At 63.8% G+C, this 14,809-nt stretch carries 13 protein-coding genes; 1 reads left to right on the top strand and 12 read right to left on the bottom strand.

The annotated features are described in order from the left end of the window. Window positions 1-87 precede the first annotated feature (87 nt). Both dtd and pip read right to left on the bottom strand, forming a co-directional pair. Entirely contained in the window at window positions 88-525 is a 438-nt protein-coding gene (gene dtd / locus UCMB321_RS02545; RefSeq protein WP_040063613.1) for a D-aminoacyl-tRNA deacylase, read from the bottom strand. Continuing rightward, complete coding sequence (gene pip, locus UCMB321_RS02540) at window positions 522-1,493, bottom strand: prolyl aminopeptidase (RefSeq protein ID WP_040063612.1); 972 nt, start codon at window positions 1,491-1,493, stop codon at window positions 522-524. Before pip ends, dtd begins: the two co-directional genes overlap by 4 nt. Before the next feature lie 272 nt (window positions 1,494-1,765). Here pip and UCMB321_RS02535 point away from each other — a divergent pair, with 272 nt between their 5' ends. After that, a complete protein-coding gene (locus tag UCMB321_RS02535; protein ID WP_040063611.1) occupies window positions 1,766-2,686 on the top strand; it encodes a CgnE/CgnB domain-containing protein in 921 nt (306 codons plus the stop codon). 105 nt (window positions 2,687-2,791) lie between these two features. Here UCMB321_RS02535 and hutG read toward each other — a convergent pair whose 3' ends face one another. From hutG to hutU, 10 genes are all read right to left on the bottom strand, one after another. Then, a complete protein-coding gene (hutG, locus tag UCMB321_RS02530; RefSeq protein ID WP_040063610.1) occupies window positions 2,792-3,595 on the bottom strand; it encodes an N-formylglutamate deformylase in 804 nt (267 codons plus the stop codon). Window positions 3,596-3,606: 11 nt separating this feature from the next. Beyond that, window positions 3,607-4,812, bottom strand: coding sequence for an imidazolonepropionase (gene hutI, locus UCMB321_RS02525; protein ID WP_040063609.1), 1,206 nt, complete (start codon window positions 4,810-4,812; stop codon window positions 3,607-3,609). Window positions 4,813-4,829: 17 nt separating this feature from the next. Continuing rightward, the gene (locus UCMB321_RS02520) at window positions 4,830-6,239 is read right to left on the bottom strand and encodes an amino acid permease (RefSeq protein WP_040063608.1); all 1,410 of its coding nucleotides are present in this window, start codon (window positions 6,237-6,239) and stop codon (window positions 4,830-4,832) included. Window positions 6,240-6,427: 188 nt separating this feature from the next. Continuing rightward, window positions 6,428-7,966 (bottom strand): histidine ammonia-lyase, encoded by a 1,539-nt coding sequence (hutH, locus tag UCMB321_RS02515; protein WP_157015840.1) that lies wholly within the window; start codon window positions 7,964-7,966, stop codon window positions 6,428-6,430. Between the two features lie 111 nt (window positions 7,967-8,077). Then, window positions 8,078-9,601: an HAL/PAL/TAL family ammonia-lyase gene (locus UCMB321_RS02510; RefSeq protein ID WP_040063712.1), complete on the bottom strand. Its 1,524-nt coding sequence runs from the start codon at window positions 9,599-9,601 to the stop codon at window positions 8,078-8,080. Between the two features lie 16 nt (window positions 9,602-9,617). Beyond that, window positions 9,618-10,448 carry a quaternary amine ABC transporter ATP-binding protein gene (locus UCMB321_RS02505; RefSeq protein ID WP_052451057.1) on the bottom strand — a complete coding sequence of 277 codons (831 nt, stop codon included), beginning with the start codon at window positions 10,446-10,448 and terminating at the stop codon, window positions 9,618-9,620. Next, window positions 10,445-11,296 carry an ABC transporter permease gene (locus tag UCMB321_RS02500; RefSeq protein WP_040063607.1) on the bottom strand — a complete coding sequence of 284 codons (852 nt, stop codon included), beginning with the start codon at window positions 11,294-11,296 and terminating at the stop codon, window positions 10,445-10,447. Before UCMB321_RS02500 ends, UCMB321_RS02505 begins: the two co-directional genes overlap by 4 nt. A 71-nt stretch (window positions 11,297-11,367) precedes the next feature. Beyond that, window positions 11,368-12,336, bottom strand: coding sequence for an ABC transporter substrate-binding protein (locus UCMB321_RS02495; RefSeq protein WP_040063606.1), 969 nt, complete (start codon window positions 12,334-12,336; stop codon window positions 11,368-11,370). 50 nt (window positions 12,337-12,386) lie between these two features. Next, window positions 12,387-13,856, bottom strand: a complete 1,470-nt coding sequence (locus UCMB321_RS02490) for a purine-cytosine permease family protein (RefSeq protein WP_040063605.1) — start codon at window positions 13,854-13,856, stop codon at window positions 12,387-12,389. Between the two features lie 179 nt (window positions 13,857-14,035). Next, window positions 14,036-14,809: urocanate hydratase (gene hutU, locus UCMB321_RS02485; protein ID WP_040063604.1), on the bottom strand; the 774-nt coding region annotated here is incomplete at its 5' end.

The following is a 14,809-nucleotide window of genomic DNA, read 5'->3' as shown; positions in this document are numbered from 1 at the left end:
TAGGCCGCGTTACAACGCATCAGGTGAAACAAAGTATTTATCGCGAAAACCCCCTGTTTTCAGTCAAATACGTCGTTTTTGGTGCTTTCAGGTCTGTAACAGGAAGGTTACCGGGCCATCATTGACCAGATGCACCTGCATGTCCGCCCCGAAACGCCCGGTCGCCACTTGCCCATGCAAACCTTGCGCCTGTGCCACCACATAGTCGAACAGCGCCTCGGCCAGCGCCGGGGGCGCGGCCGTGGAGAAACTCGGACGCAATCCGCTCTGGGTATCGGCCGCCAGGGTGAACTGCGACACCAGCAGCAAACCGCCACCGGTGTCCGCCAGGGACAGGTTCATCTTGCCCTGCGGATCGCTGAATACCCGATAGTTAAGCAGCTTCTTCAGCAGTTTGTCAGCGTGCGCCCGGGTGTCGCCCGGCTCCACCGCCAGCAGCACGAGCAGGCCCTGGTCGATGGACCCGACCACTTCTCCCGCCACCTCCACCCGCGCGCCGCTGACGCGTTGCAGCAAGCCCTTCATGCTTCTTCGAGTGGCAGGTCGAGCAGACGGCGGGCCATCCGGTCGGCCGCCCGCACCAGCGCATCGGTGATGCCCGGCTCGGAAGCCGCGTGACCGGCGTCGCGAATCACCTGCAACTCGCTGTTGGGCCAGGCCTGGTGCAGTTCCCAGGCGTTGTCCAGCGGGCAGATCACATCGTAGCGACCGTGCACGATCACACCCGGCAGGTGGGCGATCCTGTCCATGTTGCGGATCAGTTGATCGGGTTCGAAGAACGCGTTGTTGGTGAAGTAGTGACATTCGATCCGGGCAATCGACAGCGCGCGCTGCGGCTCGGAGAAGCGGTCAACCACCAGCGGGTTCGGGCGCAGGGTCGCGGTACGGCCCTCCCACAGGGACCAGGCCTTGGCGGCGTGCATCTGGGCGATCTGGTCGTTGCCGATCAGGCGCCGGTGGAACGCGCCGAGCAGGTCGTCACGTTCATCCAGCGGGATCGGCGCCACGTAGTCCTGCCAGTAGTCCGGGAACAGACGGCTGGCGCCGGCCTGGTAGAACCACTCGATTTCCTGTGGGCGGGCCAGGAAGATACCCCGCAGGATCAGGCCGTGAACCCGCTCCGGGTGGGTCTGGGCGTAGGCCAGGGACAGCGTCGAGCCCCAGGAGCCGCCGAACAGCACCCACTTGTCGATCTCCAGGTACTGGCGAATGCGCTCGAGGTCCTCCACCAGGTCCCAGGTGGTATTGTTCTCCAGGCTCGCGTGCGGGGTCGAGCGTCCGCAACCGCGCTGGTCGAAGGTGATGATGCGATACAGGTTGGGGTCGAAATAGCACCGGCTCTGGGCATCGCAACCGGCTCCCGGGCCTCCGTGGATGAATACCACCGGCAATCCTTCCGGCGAACCGCTCTCGTCGACATACAGCACATGTGTTTCATCCACGGCCAGATCGTGCCGGGCGTAGGGTTTGATCTGCGGGTACAAAGTCTGCATCACGCGCTCCGTAGGGGTCGAGGTCATCCCTGCTGGGGACTTCATATTATTCTGTCGTCCGGCATCATAAACCCGAATCACGGAATCGGCATGCCCTTGTCAAAAGCGCGGGCATGTGGGCGCATTCATCGCGGTCTCCCTCCCGTCGGACGCTGCCTAGCCATTCGGCCAGTGTTCAAGTCCGCCCGATAAACGCTTCAATAGCGAGGTCACAGAGAAAGGCAGGAGCCGTTCTGCCGGGGTATCCGCGCAAAAGTGAAAGGGAGTTTCCAATGCAGCAAGACTGTTTGCCGGGCCTGCTTTCCTACCCGGAGAAGGCCATCATCCTCGCCGACAACGAAATGTTTATCCGCGCCCTCTCCGAGCTGGGTCTGGACGCCGCCGCCGTGGACTCACCGCAACCACTGCCGGCACAAAGCCTGGTGTTTTCCTTCACCAGCCAGGGCGCCCGGCAGTTCTATGAGCGAGCGGCCAGGACGCGGCGCAAACAAAGCATTCTCTGCCCGCTGCACGCCTTCGACCCGGGCCTGGAGAACGCGCTTTACAGCCTGATGCTGTTGCTGCGCAGCGACTTCGCCAACTGCCTGAGGCGCCAGCGCGACCACCTCCGGCTGCTGAACCGGCACCAACGACTGCACCTGGCCGGCGAGGGATCGCGGGCCGACGTCTGGTTGAAAAGCCGCTCGGCCCCTTACGTCACGACCCGTGATGAAATCAGCGAGCATTTCGTGCTGTGCGTCTCGGAGTTGTTCGAAGTGCACTACGCCCATATGCGCCCGGACAGCCCCGACCTCTTTCAATTGAACGGCATTTTGCGCATCAGTGGCCTGTTGACGTCCCAAGGCAGCAGCCGGGCGCCACTCGCCCTGGGCGTCGATGAACAGCTGATGGAGCTGGCCCAAGGTGTTGCCAGGCACCAGGCCTGGCTGCACATCGAACACAACCAGGTGCGCTCCTTCAAGGTCGCCGGGCAGGAACATGTCGGCCTGCTGGCTCGGGCCGCGGGCGACAGGGGGCTGAATCTGAGTGAATTCGCCATCGGCGTGAACGACACCATCGGGCCGAACATCAACTACAGCCACAACTCGCCGATGAACGAGGGCATCGGCGGTGTGCATGTGGGCCTGGGGGACGGTGCCAGCGGCTATCACATCGACTTCCTGAGCCCAGGCGTCGATGTGCTGCCGGGATAATTGTAGGAGCCGGCTTGCCGGCGATGAGGCCTGTGAGCCTTGCATAGCCCGGTCGACCGCTATCGCCGGCAAGCCAGCTCCTAGAAAAAGCGCATTCAGCCCGTCTTAGCGGCCGTAGTGCTCGCGGCCCCAGGCCAGAAGGCCTTGCAGCAGCTCCTTGAGCACCACCCGCGTCGGCTCGGCCAGGTCGCTGCGGTAGTTGAACGGCTCGAACTCTTCCATATAGGTGCACTGCCCCAACTCGAGCTGCACCGCGTGGATGTCCTGCGCCGGATCGCCGTAATGACGGGTGATATGCCCGCCCTTGAAACGTCCGTTCAACACATGGCTGTAGGCCGGATGCCCGGCACAGATGGCCTCCAGTCGCGCCGCCAGTTGGGGATCGCAGCTGGCGCCGTTGAAGGTGCCCAGGTTGAAATCCGGCAGCTTGCCGTCGAACAGATGCGGGATCACCGAGCGGATCGAGTGGGCATCGAACAGCAAGGCATAGCCGAACTCGGCCTTTAGCCGCGCCAGCTCCTGCTGCAGGGTCTGGTGATACGGGGTCCAGACCTGCTCCAGGTAGTTGGCCCGCTCCGTGGCCGACGGCTCCTGCCCCTCGACGAACAGCGGCACGCCATCGAACAGGGTCGCCGGGTACAGACCGGTGGTGGCCCCGACATACATCGGCTTGTCATCGGACGGCCGGTTCAGGTCGATGACAAACCGCGAGTAACCGGCGGCCAGGGTGCTGGCACCCAGTTCGGCGGCAAAATCATAGAGCCGCGGGATGTGCCAGTCGGTGTCCGGCAGGCTTTGCGCCTCGGGGATCAACCCGGCCTTGACCGCCGGGGTCAGTTGCACCCCGGCATGGGGCATGCTGATCAACAGCGGCACGCGACCTTGTTTGAAGCTCAGAACGTTATCCACAGGACAGTCTCCTAGATCAATACTTCGACACCATGGCGCACCACGCGCTTGCCCAGATCACCACCCAGCCAATAGGCCAGGTCCGCCGGACGTTCGATCCGCCAGGCGACGAAATCCGCGAACTTGCCGACTTCCAGCGAACCGTGGGTGGCGCCCATGCCCAGAGCCGTGGCGGCATGCTGGGTGACCCCGGCCAGGGCTTCTTCCGGGGTCATGCGGAACAGGGTGCAGGCCATGTTCAACATCAGGCGCAGCGACAGCGCCGGCGAGGTGCCGGGGTTGAGGTCGCTGGCGATGGCGATCTTCACGCCGTGCTTGCGCAAGGCCTCCATCGGCGGCAACTGGGTTTCGCGCAGGAAGTAGAACGCCCCCGGCAGCAACACCGCGACGGTACCGGAGGCGGCCATGGCGATGGCATCCTCCTCGGTCATGAATTCCAGATGGTCCGCCGACAGCGCCTGGTAACGCGCCGCCAGGCTGGAACCGTGCAACGACGAAAGCTGTTCGGCATGCAGCTTCACCGGCAAGCCCAGTTGTTGCGCGACCTTGAACACCCGCTCGACCTGGGCCGGGGAAAACGCCAGGTATTCGCAGAAGGCATCCACCGCATCCACCAGGCCTTCGGCGGCCAGGGCCGGGAGCATCTCGGCGCAGATATGCTCGATGTAGTCGTCGGCCCGCCCGGCATATTCCGGTGGCAAGGCATGGGCCGCCAGGCAGGTGCTGCGCACACTGACCGGCAGCTCGGCGCCCAGGCGGCGAATCACCTTGAGGATCTTGCGCTCGCTGTCCAGGTCCAGGCCGTAGCCGGACTTGATCTCGACACTGGTCACACCGTCGCGCAGCAGGCAGGTCAGGCGTTGCCGGGCGCTGGCGAACAGTTCGTCCTCGCTCGCGGCACGGGTCGCCCGCACCGTGCTGGCAATACCGCCACCGGCGGCGGCGATCTCGGCATAACTCACGCCTTGCAGGCGCTGCTCGAATTCGCCGCTGCGGTTGCCGCCGAACACCGTGTGGGTGTGGCAATCGATCAGCCCCGGGGTGACCCAGGCGCCTTCCAGATCATTGACCTGTGGATAATCCGCAGCCGGCAGTTCGGCGCGCGGGCCGATCCACTCGATCTTCGACGCCACGGTCACGATGGCGGCATCCTCGATGATCGAGTAGCTGCCTTGCGCCATGCTTGCAACGTGACAGTTCTGCCAAAGCGTTTTCATCCGGGGTCTCCGTTAGGTTATCGACTAGACAAAGCAGGGGCTTGCTGAACGCGGGCATCCCGGGCCGCCGCCGGCTTGACCCAGACCTGGTAGGCCAGCATCAGCAGGCCGATCCATACCGCGCCGACGATCAGCGCCGGCCGGGTGTCGGGGAAGTAGCCCAGCACGCCGAAGATGAACACCATGAAGGCAATCGCCGCCATCGGCGCATAGGGCCAGAACGGCACCGGGAACTTCAGTTGCGCGGCCTCTTCACGGCTCATGGAACGGCGCATGGCCACCTGGGTGACCAGGATCATGATCCACACCCACACGGTGGCGAAGGTGGCGATGGACGCGATCAGCAGGAACACGTCTTCCGGGATCAGGTAGTTGAGCAGCACCCCCAGCAACAGGGCGACGGCCATCACCAGCACGGTCATCCACGGCACGCCGGCGCGGGACAGCTTGGCGAAGCCCTTGGGCGCATGGCCTTGCTGGGCCAGGCCGTACATCATCCGGCCGGCACCGAAGATATCGCTGTTGATGGCGGAGATCGCCGCCGAAATCACCACGATATTCAGGATAGTGGCCGCCGAACCAATTCCCAGGTTCTGGAAGATCTGCACGAAGGGGCTGCCCTGGTTGCCGATCTGCTGCCATGGGTAGAGGGACATCAGCACGAACAGGGTCAGCACGTAGAACAGCAGGATGCGCAGCGGCACCGCGTTGATCGCCCTGGGGATCACTCGCTGCGGATCCTGGGCTTCACCGGCGGTGACGCCGATGATCTCGATGCCGCCGAAGGCGAACATGACCACCGCGAACGAAGCGATCATCCCCGCCGCGCCATTGGGCATGAAGCCGCCCTGGCTCCAGAGGTTGCTGATACCGACGCTCGCCGAGGGCGTGGCGGTGCTGATGCCGAAGAACAGGATGCCGAAGCCGCCGAGGATCATCGCCACGATGGCGCCAACCTTGAGCAGCGACAGCCAGAACTCCATTTCGCCGAAGACTTTCACCGTGCACAGGTTCAGGCCGCCGATGACGAAGACGACGCCGAGCACCCAGATCCAGCGGTCGACCTCGGGGAACCAGAAGCCCATATAGATGCCGAAGGCGGTGACGTCGGCCAGGCCGACGATGACCATCTCGAACGCGTAGGTCCAACCGAGGATGAAACCGGAACGGGGACCGATGTAGGTGCTGGCGTAGTGGCCGAAGGAGCCGGCCACCGGCTCGTGCACGGCCATTTCGCCGAGGGCGCGCATGACCATGAACACCGCGGCGCCGCCGATCAGGTAGGCCAGCAGCACGGCGGGGCCGGCCATCTGGATGGCCGAGGCGGAACCATAGAACAGCCCGGTACCGATGGCGGAACCCAGGGCCATGAAGCGAATATGTCGGGCCGAAAGCCCGCGTTTCAAACCTTTGACTTGCTGTTGCATTGCTAGTCCTTGATTGTTCTTATCGGTGAACCTCGATGAGAATCAGACTGGAGGCGAGTGTCTTGCGACCGGCCGGCCGCAAAAGGGGGCGCAGAGTACCCAACCCGGCACGCGCAGGCAAAACGCGCTGCCGGGTGGGGCCCACTGTAGGAGCGTCATTCACGCCCCAGTCTGCTCTCAAGCAATGCTTACAGGCTTGGCAACAACTTCGCCGGTACCAGCTCGTTCAGGCAACGCGATGCCAGCAACCCGGTGGCCGCCTCGATATCCGGTGCGAAGAAACGATCCTTCTCGTAATACGCCACCTGCTCGCGCAAGGTCGCCCGGGCGATTTCCAGGGCCGGCGAGGTTTTCAGGCCATTGCGCAGGTCCAGGCCCTGACACGCCCCCAGCCATTCCACGGCGAGGATCCCACGGGTGTTCTCGGCCATTTCCCACAGACGCTTGCCAGCCGCCGGTGCCATCGACACGTGGTCTTCCTGGTTGGCGGAGGTCGGCAGGCTGTCGACGCTATGCGGGTGCGCCAGCGCCTTGTTCTCGCTGGCGAGGGCCGCCGCGGTGACCTGGGCGATCATGAAGCCGGAGTTGACGCCGCCATTGGCCACCAGGAACGGCGGCAACTGCGACATGTGCTTGTCCATCATCAGGGAGATGCGGCGCTCGCTCAGGGAGCCGATTTCGGCAATCGCCAGAGCCAGGTTGTCAGCGGCCATGGCCACCGGCTCGGCGTGGAAGTTGCCGCCGGAGATCACGTCGCCTTCAGCAGCGAACACCAGCGGGTTGTCGGACACGGCGTTGGCTTCGATCACCAGCACTTCGGCGGCCTGGCGGAACTGGGTCAGGCAGGCGCCCATGACCTGTGGCTGGCAGCGCAGGGAGTACGGGTCCTGGACCTTCTCGCAGTTCTCGTGGGAATCGGACACTTCGCTGCGCTCGCCCAACAGGTGGCGATAGCCGGCAGCGGCATCGATCTGACCGCGTTGACCACGGGCCGCGTGGATGCGCGGGTCGAACGGCGAGCGCGAGCCCAGCACAGCCTCGACTGTCAGCGCACCGGCGACCAGGGCGCCGGCGAACAGGTCTTCACCTTCGAACAGACCGCGCAGGGCAAAGGCGGTGGACACCTGGGTGCCGTTGAGCAGCGCCAGGCCTTCCTTCGCGGCCAGGGTCAGGGGCTTCAGGCCAGCCTGTTTCAGCGCGGCGTGTGCATCCAGCCATTCGCCCTTGTAGCGCGCCTTGCCTTCGCCCAGCAGCACCAGGGACATATGGGCCAGCGGCGCGAGGTCGCCGGACGCACCGACCGAACCTTTCAGCGGAATGTGAGGGTAGACCTCGGCATTGATCAAGGCGATCAGCGCGTCGATCACCTGGCGGCGAATCCCGGAGAAACCGCGGCTCAGGCTGTTGACCTTGAGCACCATGATCAGGCGCACCAGCGCATCGCTGATCGGCTCGCCGACACCGGCGGCATGGGACAGCACCAGCGAGCGCTGGAGGTTTTCCAGGTCTTCGCTGGCGATGCGGGTCGAGGCCAGCAGGCCGAAACCGGTGTTGATGCCATAGGCGGTGCGGTTTTCGGCGAGGATCTGTTCAACGCAGGCAACGCTGGCTTCGATCTGTGCCGAGGCACTGTTGTCCAGGGTCAGTTTCACCGGCTGCTGATAGACGGCACGCAGTTGGGCCAGGCTCAGTTGGCCGGGAATCAGGTTCAAAGCAGTCACATTCATTCTCCTTTTGAGAGTTTTTATCAACTACCAGACGCTCCGGAGGTTTCCGTTATCCGTCGTCGCCGGCTTTCTTGAGCAGGCGACGCCTTGGCACGCTGGTTATTCTTGGTATCAGCGCAGGTCGGGAAACCTGCCCTGGATCAATGTCGGGTCCTTGAGCAAAGCCGCCGCGCGGGCGATGTCCGGGGCCAGCCAGCGGTCCTGGTCATAGGCCGGAACGCGCTCGCGCAGCAGTTTCCAGGCGACGTCGGTGCCGGCACCGAAGCGTTGCTCCTTGAGGAATTCGAAGGCCTGGGCCGCCAGCAGGTACTCGATGGCGAGGATCTGCGTGCAGTTTTCCAGGGCCCGGTGCAATTTCAGCGCGGCGTTGGTGCCCAGGCTCAGGTGGTCTTCCTGCAGGCCCGAGGTGACGTAGTTGTCGAGCACCGCCGGCTGCGCCAACTGGCGGTTTTCCGCGCAGAGGGAAGCGGCGACGTACTGCACGATCATCATCCCGGAGTTGACCCCGGGGTTGCTCACCAGGAAGGCCGGCAGGCCGCTGACGTGCGGGTTGATCAGGCGGTCGAGACGACGCTCGGCAATCGAGCCGACTTCCGCCATGGCGATCGCCAGCAGGTCCGCCGCCAGGGCGACCGACTGGCCATGGGGGTTGGCCTGGGACATCACCCGGTAGTTGTCCGGCGTACCCAGCAACAGCGGGTTGTCGGTGCAGCCGTTGAGTTCGGTTTCGATCTGCCGGGCGGCATGGGCCAGTTGATCACGGGCGGCGCCGTGCACCTGCGGGATCGAACGGATGCTCAGGGCGTCCTGGGTGCGAATGCCCTTGCTGGCGGCAATCACTTCGCTGCCGTCGAGCAGGCTGCGCAGATTGACGCCGACCTGCTGCATGCCGGGATGCGGCTTGAGCGCGATGATTTCCGCGTCGAACGCAGCGATCTGCCCGCGCTGGGCCTCGAAGCTCATGGCCCCGACCACGTCGGCCCATTGCACCAGGCGGGTCGCGTCGGCCAGGGCCAGGCAGCCCAGACCGGTCATGCACGGCGTGCCGTTGACCAGGCAGAGACCGTCCTTGGCCCCCAGTTGCACCGGTTGCAGGCCTTCCTCGGCCAACGCCTGTTGCGCCGGGACGATCCGCCCGCGATAGCTCACCTGGCCGACACCCAGCAAGGCAATGCCGATATGGGCCATATGGGTCAGGTAGCCCACCGAACCCTGGGCCGGCACTTGCGGGGTGATACCCCGGTTGAGCAGGGCCAGCAAGGCTTCGACCACCTGGCGGTGCAGGCCGGACTTGCCGTGGCTGTAGTTGACGATCGCGGCGCAGATAATCGCCCGGGTCTGCTCATCGGGCAGCGGCGCGCCGACCCCACAGGCATGGCTGAGCAGGGTATTGCGCGACAACTGGCTGAGCTGTTCGCCGGACAGCGACACGTTGCACAGGGCGCCGAGGCCGGTGTTCACGCCATAGGCGCGCTCGCCGCTGACGACGATGCGCTGGACGATGGCCTGGGCGTTGTCGATCCGGCCCCAGGCCTGGGGCGACAATTCGAGCAGCGCGCCATGACGGGCAACCGCAACCACATCCTGCCAGCGCAACGGCGCATCGGCGATAACGATTTTTTCAGACTGGGACATCTTCAACCTCATCTGCTTAAACGATCGCGGCACGCCGCTGAACAAACCGATCCACATACTCATCCGCCGGCGAATGCAGGATCTCCTGCGGCGTCCCGACCTGGATCAACTTGCCATCCTTGAGAATCGCGATGCGGTTGCCGATCCGCACCGCCTCATCCAGGTCATGGGTGATAAACACGATGGTCTTGTGCAACGTCTTCTGCAGCTCCAGCAACTGATCCTGCATCTCGGCACGGATCAACGGGTCCAGGGCACTGAACGCCTCATCCATCAGCAGGATGTCGGTGTCCGCCGCCAAGGCCCGGGCCAGGCCCACACGCTGGCGCATACCGCCCGACAGCTGGTGCGGGTACTTGTTCTCGTAGCCCTTCAAACCCACGGTATTGATCCAGTGCAAGGCGCGCTCGGCGCACACCGCCTTGCTCTCGCCACGCACCTTGAGGCCGTAGGCGACGTTTTCCTGCACGGTCTTGTGGGGCAACAGGCCGAAGCTCTGGAACACCATGCTGATCTTGTGCCGGCGAAACTCGCGCAACGCCTCCATGTCGTGCTGGAGGATGTCCACGCCATCCACCAGGATCGCGCCACTGGTCGGGTCGATCAGGCGGTTGAAGTGCCGCACCAGGGTCGACTTGCCGGAACCGGACAGGCCCATGATCACGAAGATCTCGCCGGTACCGACGGTCAGCGACAGGTCGTTGACCCCGATCACGCAACCGGTCTCGGCCAGCACCTGGTCCTTGGTCTTGCCCTGGCGAATCAGGCTCATCGCGTCATTGGCGCGTGAACCGAAGATCTTGAAGACGTTCCTGACTTCGATCTTGCTGACGATGGGCTCGCTCATTTGCTCACCTCATGGCGCGGACGCCCGTAGGCTTGCGTAATACGGTCGATCACCACCGCGAGAATCACGATCGCCAGGCCCGCTTCCAGGCCGCGACCGACGTTCAGGGTCTGGATGCCCACCAGCACGTCTTCGCCCAGGCCACGGGCACCGATCATCGAGGCAATCACCACCATCGACAGCGCCATCATGGTGGTCTGGTTGATCCCGGCCATGATGCTCGGCAGGGCCAGCGGCAGTTGCACGCCGAACAGTTGCTGCCAACGGTTGGCGCCAAAGGCGTTGATCGCCTCCATCACCTCGCCGTCCACCTGGCGGATGCCCAGGTCGGTCAGGCGGATCAGCGGCGGCGCCGCGTAGATCACCGTGGCGAAGATCGCCGGGACCTTGCCCAGGCCGAACAGCATCAGCACCGGAATCAGGTACACGAAGCTGGGCATGGTCTGCATGATGTCCAGCAGCGGCATCAGCACCGAACGCAGGCGGTTGCTGCGTGCCGAGAGAATGCCCAGCGGAATGCCGATCAGCACCGAAATCAGCGTGGCCACCAGCATCAGCGCCAGGGTCTGCATCAGCTTGTCCCAGAGACCGACCGCCCCCACCAGGAACAACAGGCCGACGATCACCACGGTGGTCAGCCACTTGCGGGTGGCGTGCCAGGCGATACCGCCGACGATGGCCAGCATCAGCCACCAGGGCGCCATGCGCAGCAGGCCTTCCAGGTTGACGATGGCCCACAGCAGGGTGTCGGAGATCTGCCGAAACACATCACCGTAGCGGGTCACCAGTGCATCGACCCAGGCGTTGACCCAGTCGGCGATGGAAAATGTGAAACGTTCGGGAAACATTGGAAACTCTCAATCAAGTGGATGTGGCGAACTTCCCGGCCCGCCTCTCGGTTAGCCGGGAGGTAGTCGACCTACAGAGCCGCGTTGATTTTCCTGGCAGCGTCAGCGCTGACCCAAGCCTGCCAGACCTCAGGGTGTTCCTTGAGGAAGATTTTCGCCAGCTTCGGCGATTCGATCCGTTCCTTGGCCATGCGACCCAGGTTCTGGTTCAACAGATCGATGGGCAGGTTGGCCTTTTCCAGTACGGCGACCAGCTCGGGCGCTTGCTCATGGAAGGCCTTGGACAGACCGACCTTGATGCTCACGTGCTTGTCGACACCTGGCTTCTCTTCCAGTTTCACCAGGTCGACCTGGCCCATCAGAGGCGTCGGCGACCAGTAGTAGAAAAGAATAGGCTCGCCACGCTTGTAGCTCGACAGCACGGCGGCGTCCAGTGCCGGGCCGGTTCCAGGGCGAAAGTTGGTATAGGACTTTTCCAGGCCGTAGCTTTTCAGCATTTCGCTGTTGTCCAGCTCGCAGGTCCAGCCGGCCGGGCAGTTGTAGAAGCGGCCCTTGCTCGGTTCCTCCGGATCCTTGAACAGGGCGGCGTACTGGCCCAGGTCGGCGATGTGCTTCAGGTTCGGCGCCAAGGCCTTGAGGTTGCGCTTGGCGTCGCCTTCGATCACGTAGCGCGGCACGTACCAGCCTTCGACGGCCCCCACCACCGGTGCGCCGACACCGACGACCTTGCCGGCCTTTTCCGCCTTGTTCCAGACTTCGCTGCGGCCTACCCACTCCTCGGCGAACACCTGGATATCGTTGCTGCTCAGGGCGTTTTCCATGGTGATGGAATTGCCCGGCAGGCTGTCGGTCTTGCAGTCGTAACCCTTTTCCAGAACGAATTGCAGCACGTCGGTCAGGAGCATGCCGCTTTCCCAGTTCAGACCCGCGAACTTCACCGGCTTGCCGGATTCGCACCAGCCGGCGGCCTGGCTTGCGCCGGCCGCTACCAACAGGCCGAGGGACAGCACCGTGGTCAGCAGGGTCTTGGTCATGTTCATTCTGTGCCGCTCCAAATCATCAAAGGGTTAACGCCGCAAGCGACATCCGGCTAGTTCGCCGCCGGTTGCACACGACCATTGGCCTTGGCTGCCACGGTCTCGCCCGGCTCCACCGGCAGGATCAAACGATCGGGAACCGCCCCATGCCACTTCTTCGCCGCGACGTAGTACAGCGCCGCCGGCACCACCAGGCCGATGATCCAGGAGATATCGGTATCGCCCAGGCTCGCCACCAGGGAGCCGGTATAGAAGTGGGTGGAAATGAACGGCATCTGGATCAGCACGCCGAACACATAGATGCTGATGCCCATCAGGTTCCAGCCGCCGTAGCGGGCCTTGGGATCGGACAACGCGGGGATGTCGTAGCGTTCCTTGGTGATGCAGTAGAAATCCACCAGGTTGATCGCGCTCCAGGGCGTGAAGAACGCCAGCAGGAACAGGATGAAGGCGGAGAATTCCTTGAGGAACGAATCCTTGCCCAGCAACGCCAGGGCCGCCGATACGCTGACCATGACGAAGATGTACAGCAGGCGCACGCCGCTGGAGATATGCCGGCTGCCGCGGAAACCGCTGATGATGGTGGCAATCGACATGAAGCTGCCGTAGGCGTTCAGGGTGGTGACCGTCACCTTGCCGAAGGCCACGGCGAAATACAGCGCCGCCGCGACGGCCCCGGTGCCGCCGAGACTGACGATGAACGAGACTTCGTGGTGGGAGAACTGCGAGCCGGCCAGGGCCGCGGCGAACACGCCGAAGACCATGGACGCCTGCGCGCCGATCACCGAACCCAGGCCCACGGCCCAGAAGGTTTTCACCGCCGAAGTGCTGCGCGGCAGATAACGCGAGTAATCCGCCACATAAGGCCCGAACGCGATCTGCCAGGATGCCGAGAGCGACACCGCCAACAGGAAACTCGCCAGGGAGAAATGCTTGTTGTCCAGCAAGGCCGAGATATCGTTGCCGGCCAACAGTTTGTAGAACAGGTAGAAGAAGGCGATCACCCCCAGCACGCTGGCGATCCGGCCGATGCCGTGGATCACCCGGTAGCCGAAGATGGTGCAGACCATGATGCTGGCGGCAAACAGCACGATGCCGACCCAGTCTTCCACGTGCAGCAACTGCGCCACCGCCTGTCCGGCCAACAGCGAACCGCTGGCGGAAAAACCGACGTACATCAGGCACACCAGCACCAGCGGGATCACCGCGCCATAGACGCCGAACTGCACCCGACTGGAAATCATCTGCGGCAGGCCCAGTTGCGGACCTTGCGCGGCGTGCAGTGCCATGACCCCGCCGCCGATCAGTTGCCCGATCAGCAGGCCGATCAGCGACCAGTACACATCGCCGCCGAGCACCACCGCCAACGCACCGGTGACAATCGCGGTGATTTGCAGGTTGGCCCCCAACCACAGGGTGAACTGACTGAGTAGACGACCGTGTCTTTCCGCTTCCGGGATGTAGTCGATCGAACGCCTTTCGATCAACGGTTTGCTGCTTGCACGATCATTTGACGCAGACATTGTTCAACCTCTGTGGATTGTTTTAGTTAGGTGCACAGCGTTTGTGGAACATGCTCCAGGTGAAACACCGTCCTGTAGGAGCTGGCTTGCCGGCGATGAGGCCCGTGAGTCTTGCATCGACTGTTCGGCCGTCATCGCCAGCAAGCCGGCTCCTACATGGGCGCTATCTCTGCAATCCCTTACTTGCCGGTGATCATCGGCAGGTTCAGGCCCTGCTCCTTCGCGCAGTCGATGGCGATCTGGTAACCGGCATCGGCGTGACGCATGACCCCGGTGGCCGGGTCGTTGTGCAGTACGCGGGCGATCCGCTCGGCCGCCTCGTCGGTACCGTCACAGACGATCACCATGCCCGAGTGCTGGGAGAAGCCCATGCCGACGCCGCCACCGTGGTGCAGCGAGACCCAGGTCGCGCCGCTGGCGGTGTTGAGCAAGGCGTTGAGCAGCGGCCAGTCGGACACGGCATCGGAACCGTCCTGCATCGACTCGGTTTCGCGGTTCGGGCTGGACACGGATCCCGAGTCCAGGTGGTCGCGACCGATCACGATCGGCGCCGACAGCTCGCCGCTACGGACCATTTCGTTGAACGCCAGGCCGAGTTTGGCGCGCAGGCCCAGGCCGACCCAGCAGATCCGCGCCGGCAGACCCTGGAAGCTGATGCGCTCGCGGGCCATGTCCAGCCAGTTGTGCAGGTGGGCGTCGTCCGGGATCAGTTCCTTGACCTTGGCGTCGGTCTTGTAGATGTCCTGCGGGTCACCCGACAGCGCGGCCCAGCGGAACGGCCCGATGCCGCGGCAGAACAGCGGACGGATGTACGCCGGCACGAAGCCCGGGAAGTCGAAGGCATTTTCCACGCCTTCTTCCTGGGCCATCTGGCGGATGTTGTTGCCGTAGTCGAAGGTCGGGATGCCTTGTTTCTGGAAGTCGAGCATCGCCTTGACGTGCACGGCCATCGA

The organism is Pseudomonas batumici (genome assembly GCF_000820515.1).
Lineage (GTDB): Bacteria > Pseudomonadota > Gammaproteobacteria > Pseudomonadales > Pseudomonadaceae > Aquipseudomonas > Aquipseudomonas batumici.
This window is presented reverse-complemented; position numbering and strand designations above follow the sequence as displayed.

Coding starts and splice junctions, on each gene's coding strand:
- dtd (WP_040063613.1), bottom strand. CDS start 525: ATGAAGGGCTTGCTGCAACGCGTCAGCGGCGCGCGGGTGGAGGTGGCG.
- pip (WP_040063612.1), bottom strand. CDS start 1,493: ATGCAGACTTTGTACCCGCAGATCAAACCCTACGCCCGGCACGATCTG.
- UCMB321_RS02535 (WP_040063611.1), top strand. CDS start 1,766: ATGCAGCAAGACTGTTTGCCGGGCCTGCTTTCCTACCCGGAGAAGGCC.
- hutI (WP_040063609.1), bottom strand. CDS start 4,812: ATGAAAACGCTTTGGCAGAACTGTCACGTTGCAAGCATGGCGCAAGGC.
- UCMB321_RS02520 (WP_040063608.1), bottom strand. CDS start 6,239: ATGCAACAGCAAGTCAAAGGTTTGAAACGCGGGCTTTCGGCCCGACAT.
- hutH (WP_157015840.1), bottom strand. CDS start 7,966: ATGAATGTGACTGCTTTGAACCTGATTCCCGGCCAACTGAGCCTGGCC.
- UCMB321_RS02510 (WP_040063712.1), bottom strand. CDS start 9,601: ATGTCCCAGTCTGAAAAAATCGTTATCGCCGATGCGCCGTTGCGCTGG.
- UCMB321_RS02505 (WP_052451057.1), bottom strand. CDS start 10,448: ATGAGCGAGCCCATCGTCAGCAAGATCGAAGTCAGGAACGTCTTCAAG.
- UCMB321_RS02500 (WP_040063607.1), bottom strand. CDS start 11,296: ATGTTTCCCGAACGTTTCACATTTTCCATCGCCGACTGGGTCAACGCC.
- UCMB321_RS02495 (WP_040063606.1), bottom strand. CDS start 12,336: ATGAACATGACCAAGACCCTGCTGACCACGGTGCTGTCCCTCGGCCTG.
- UCMB321_RS02490 (WP_040063605.1), bottom strand. CDS start 13,856: ATGTCTGCGTCAAATGATCGTGCAAGCAGCAAACCGTTGATCGAAAGG.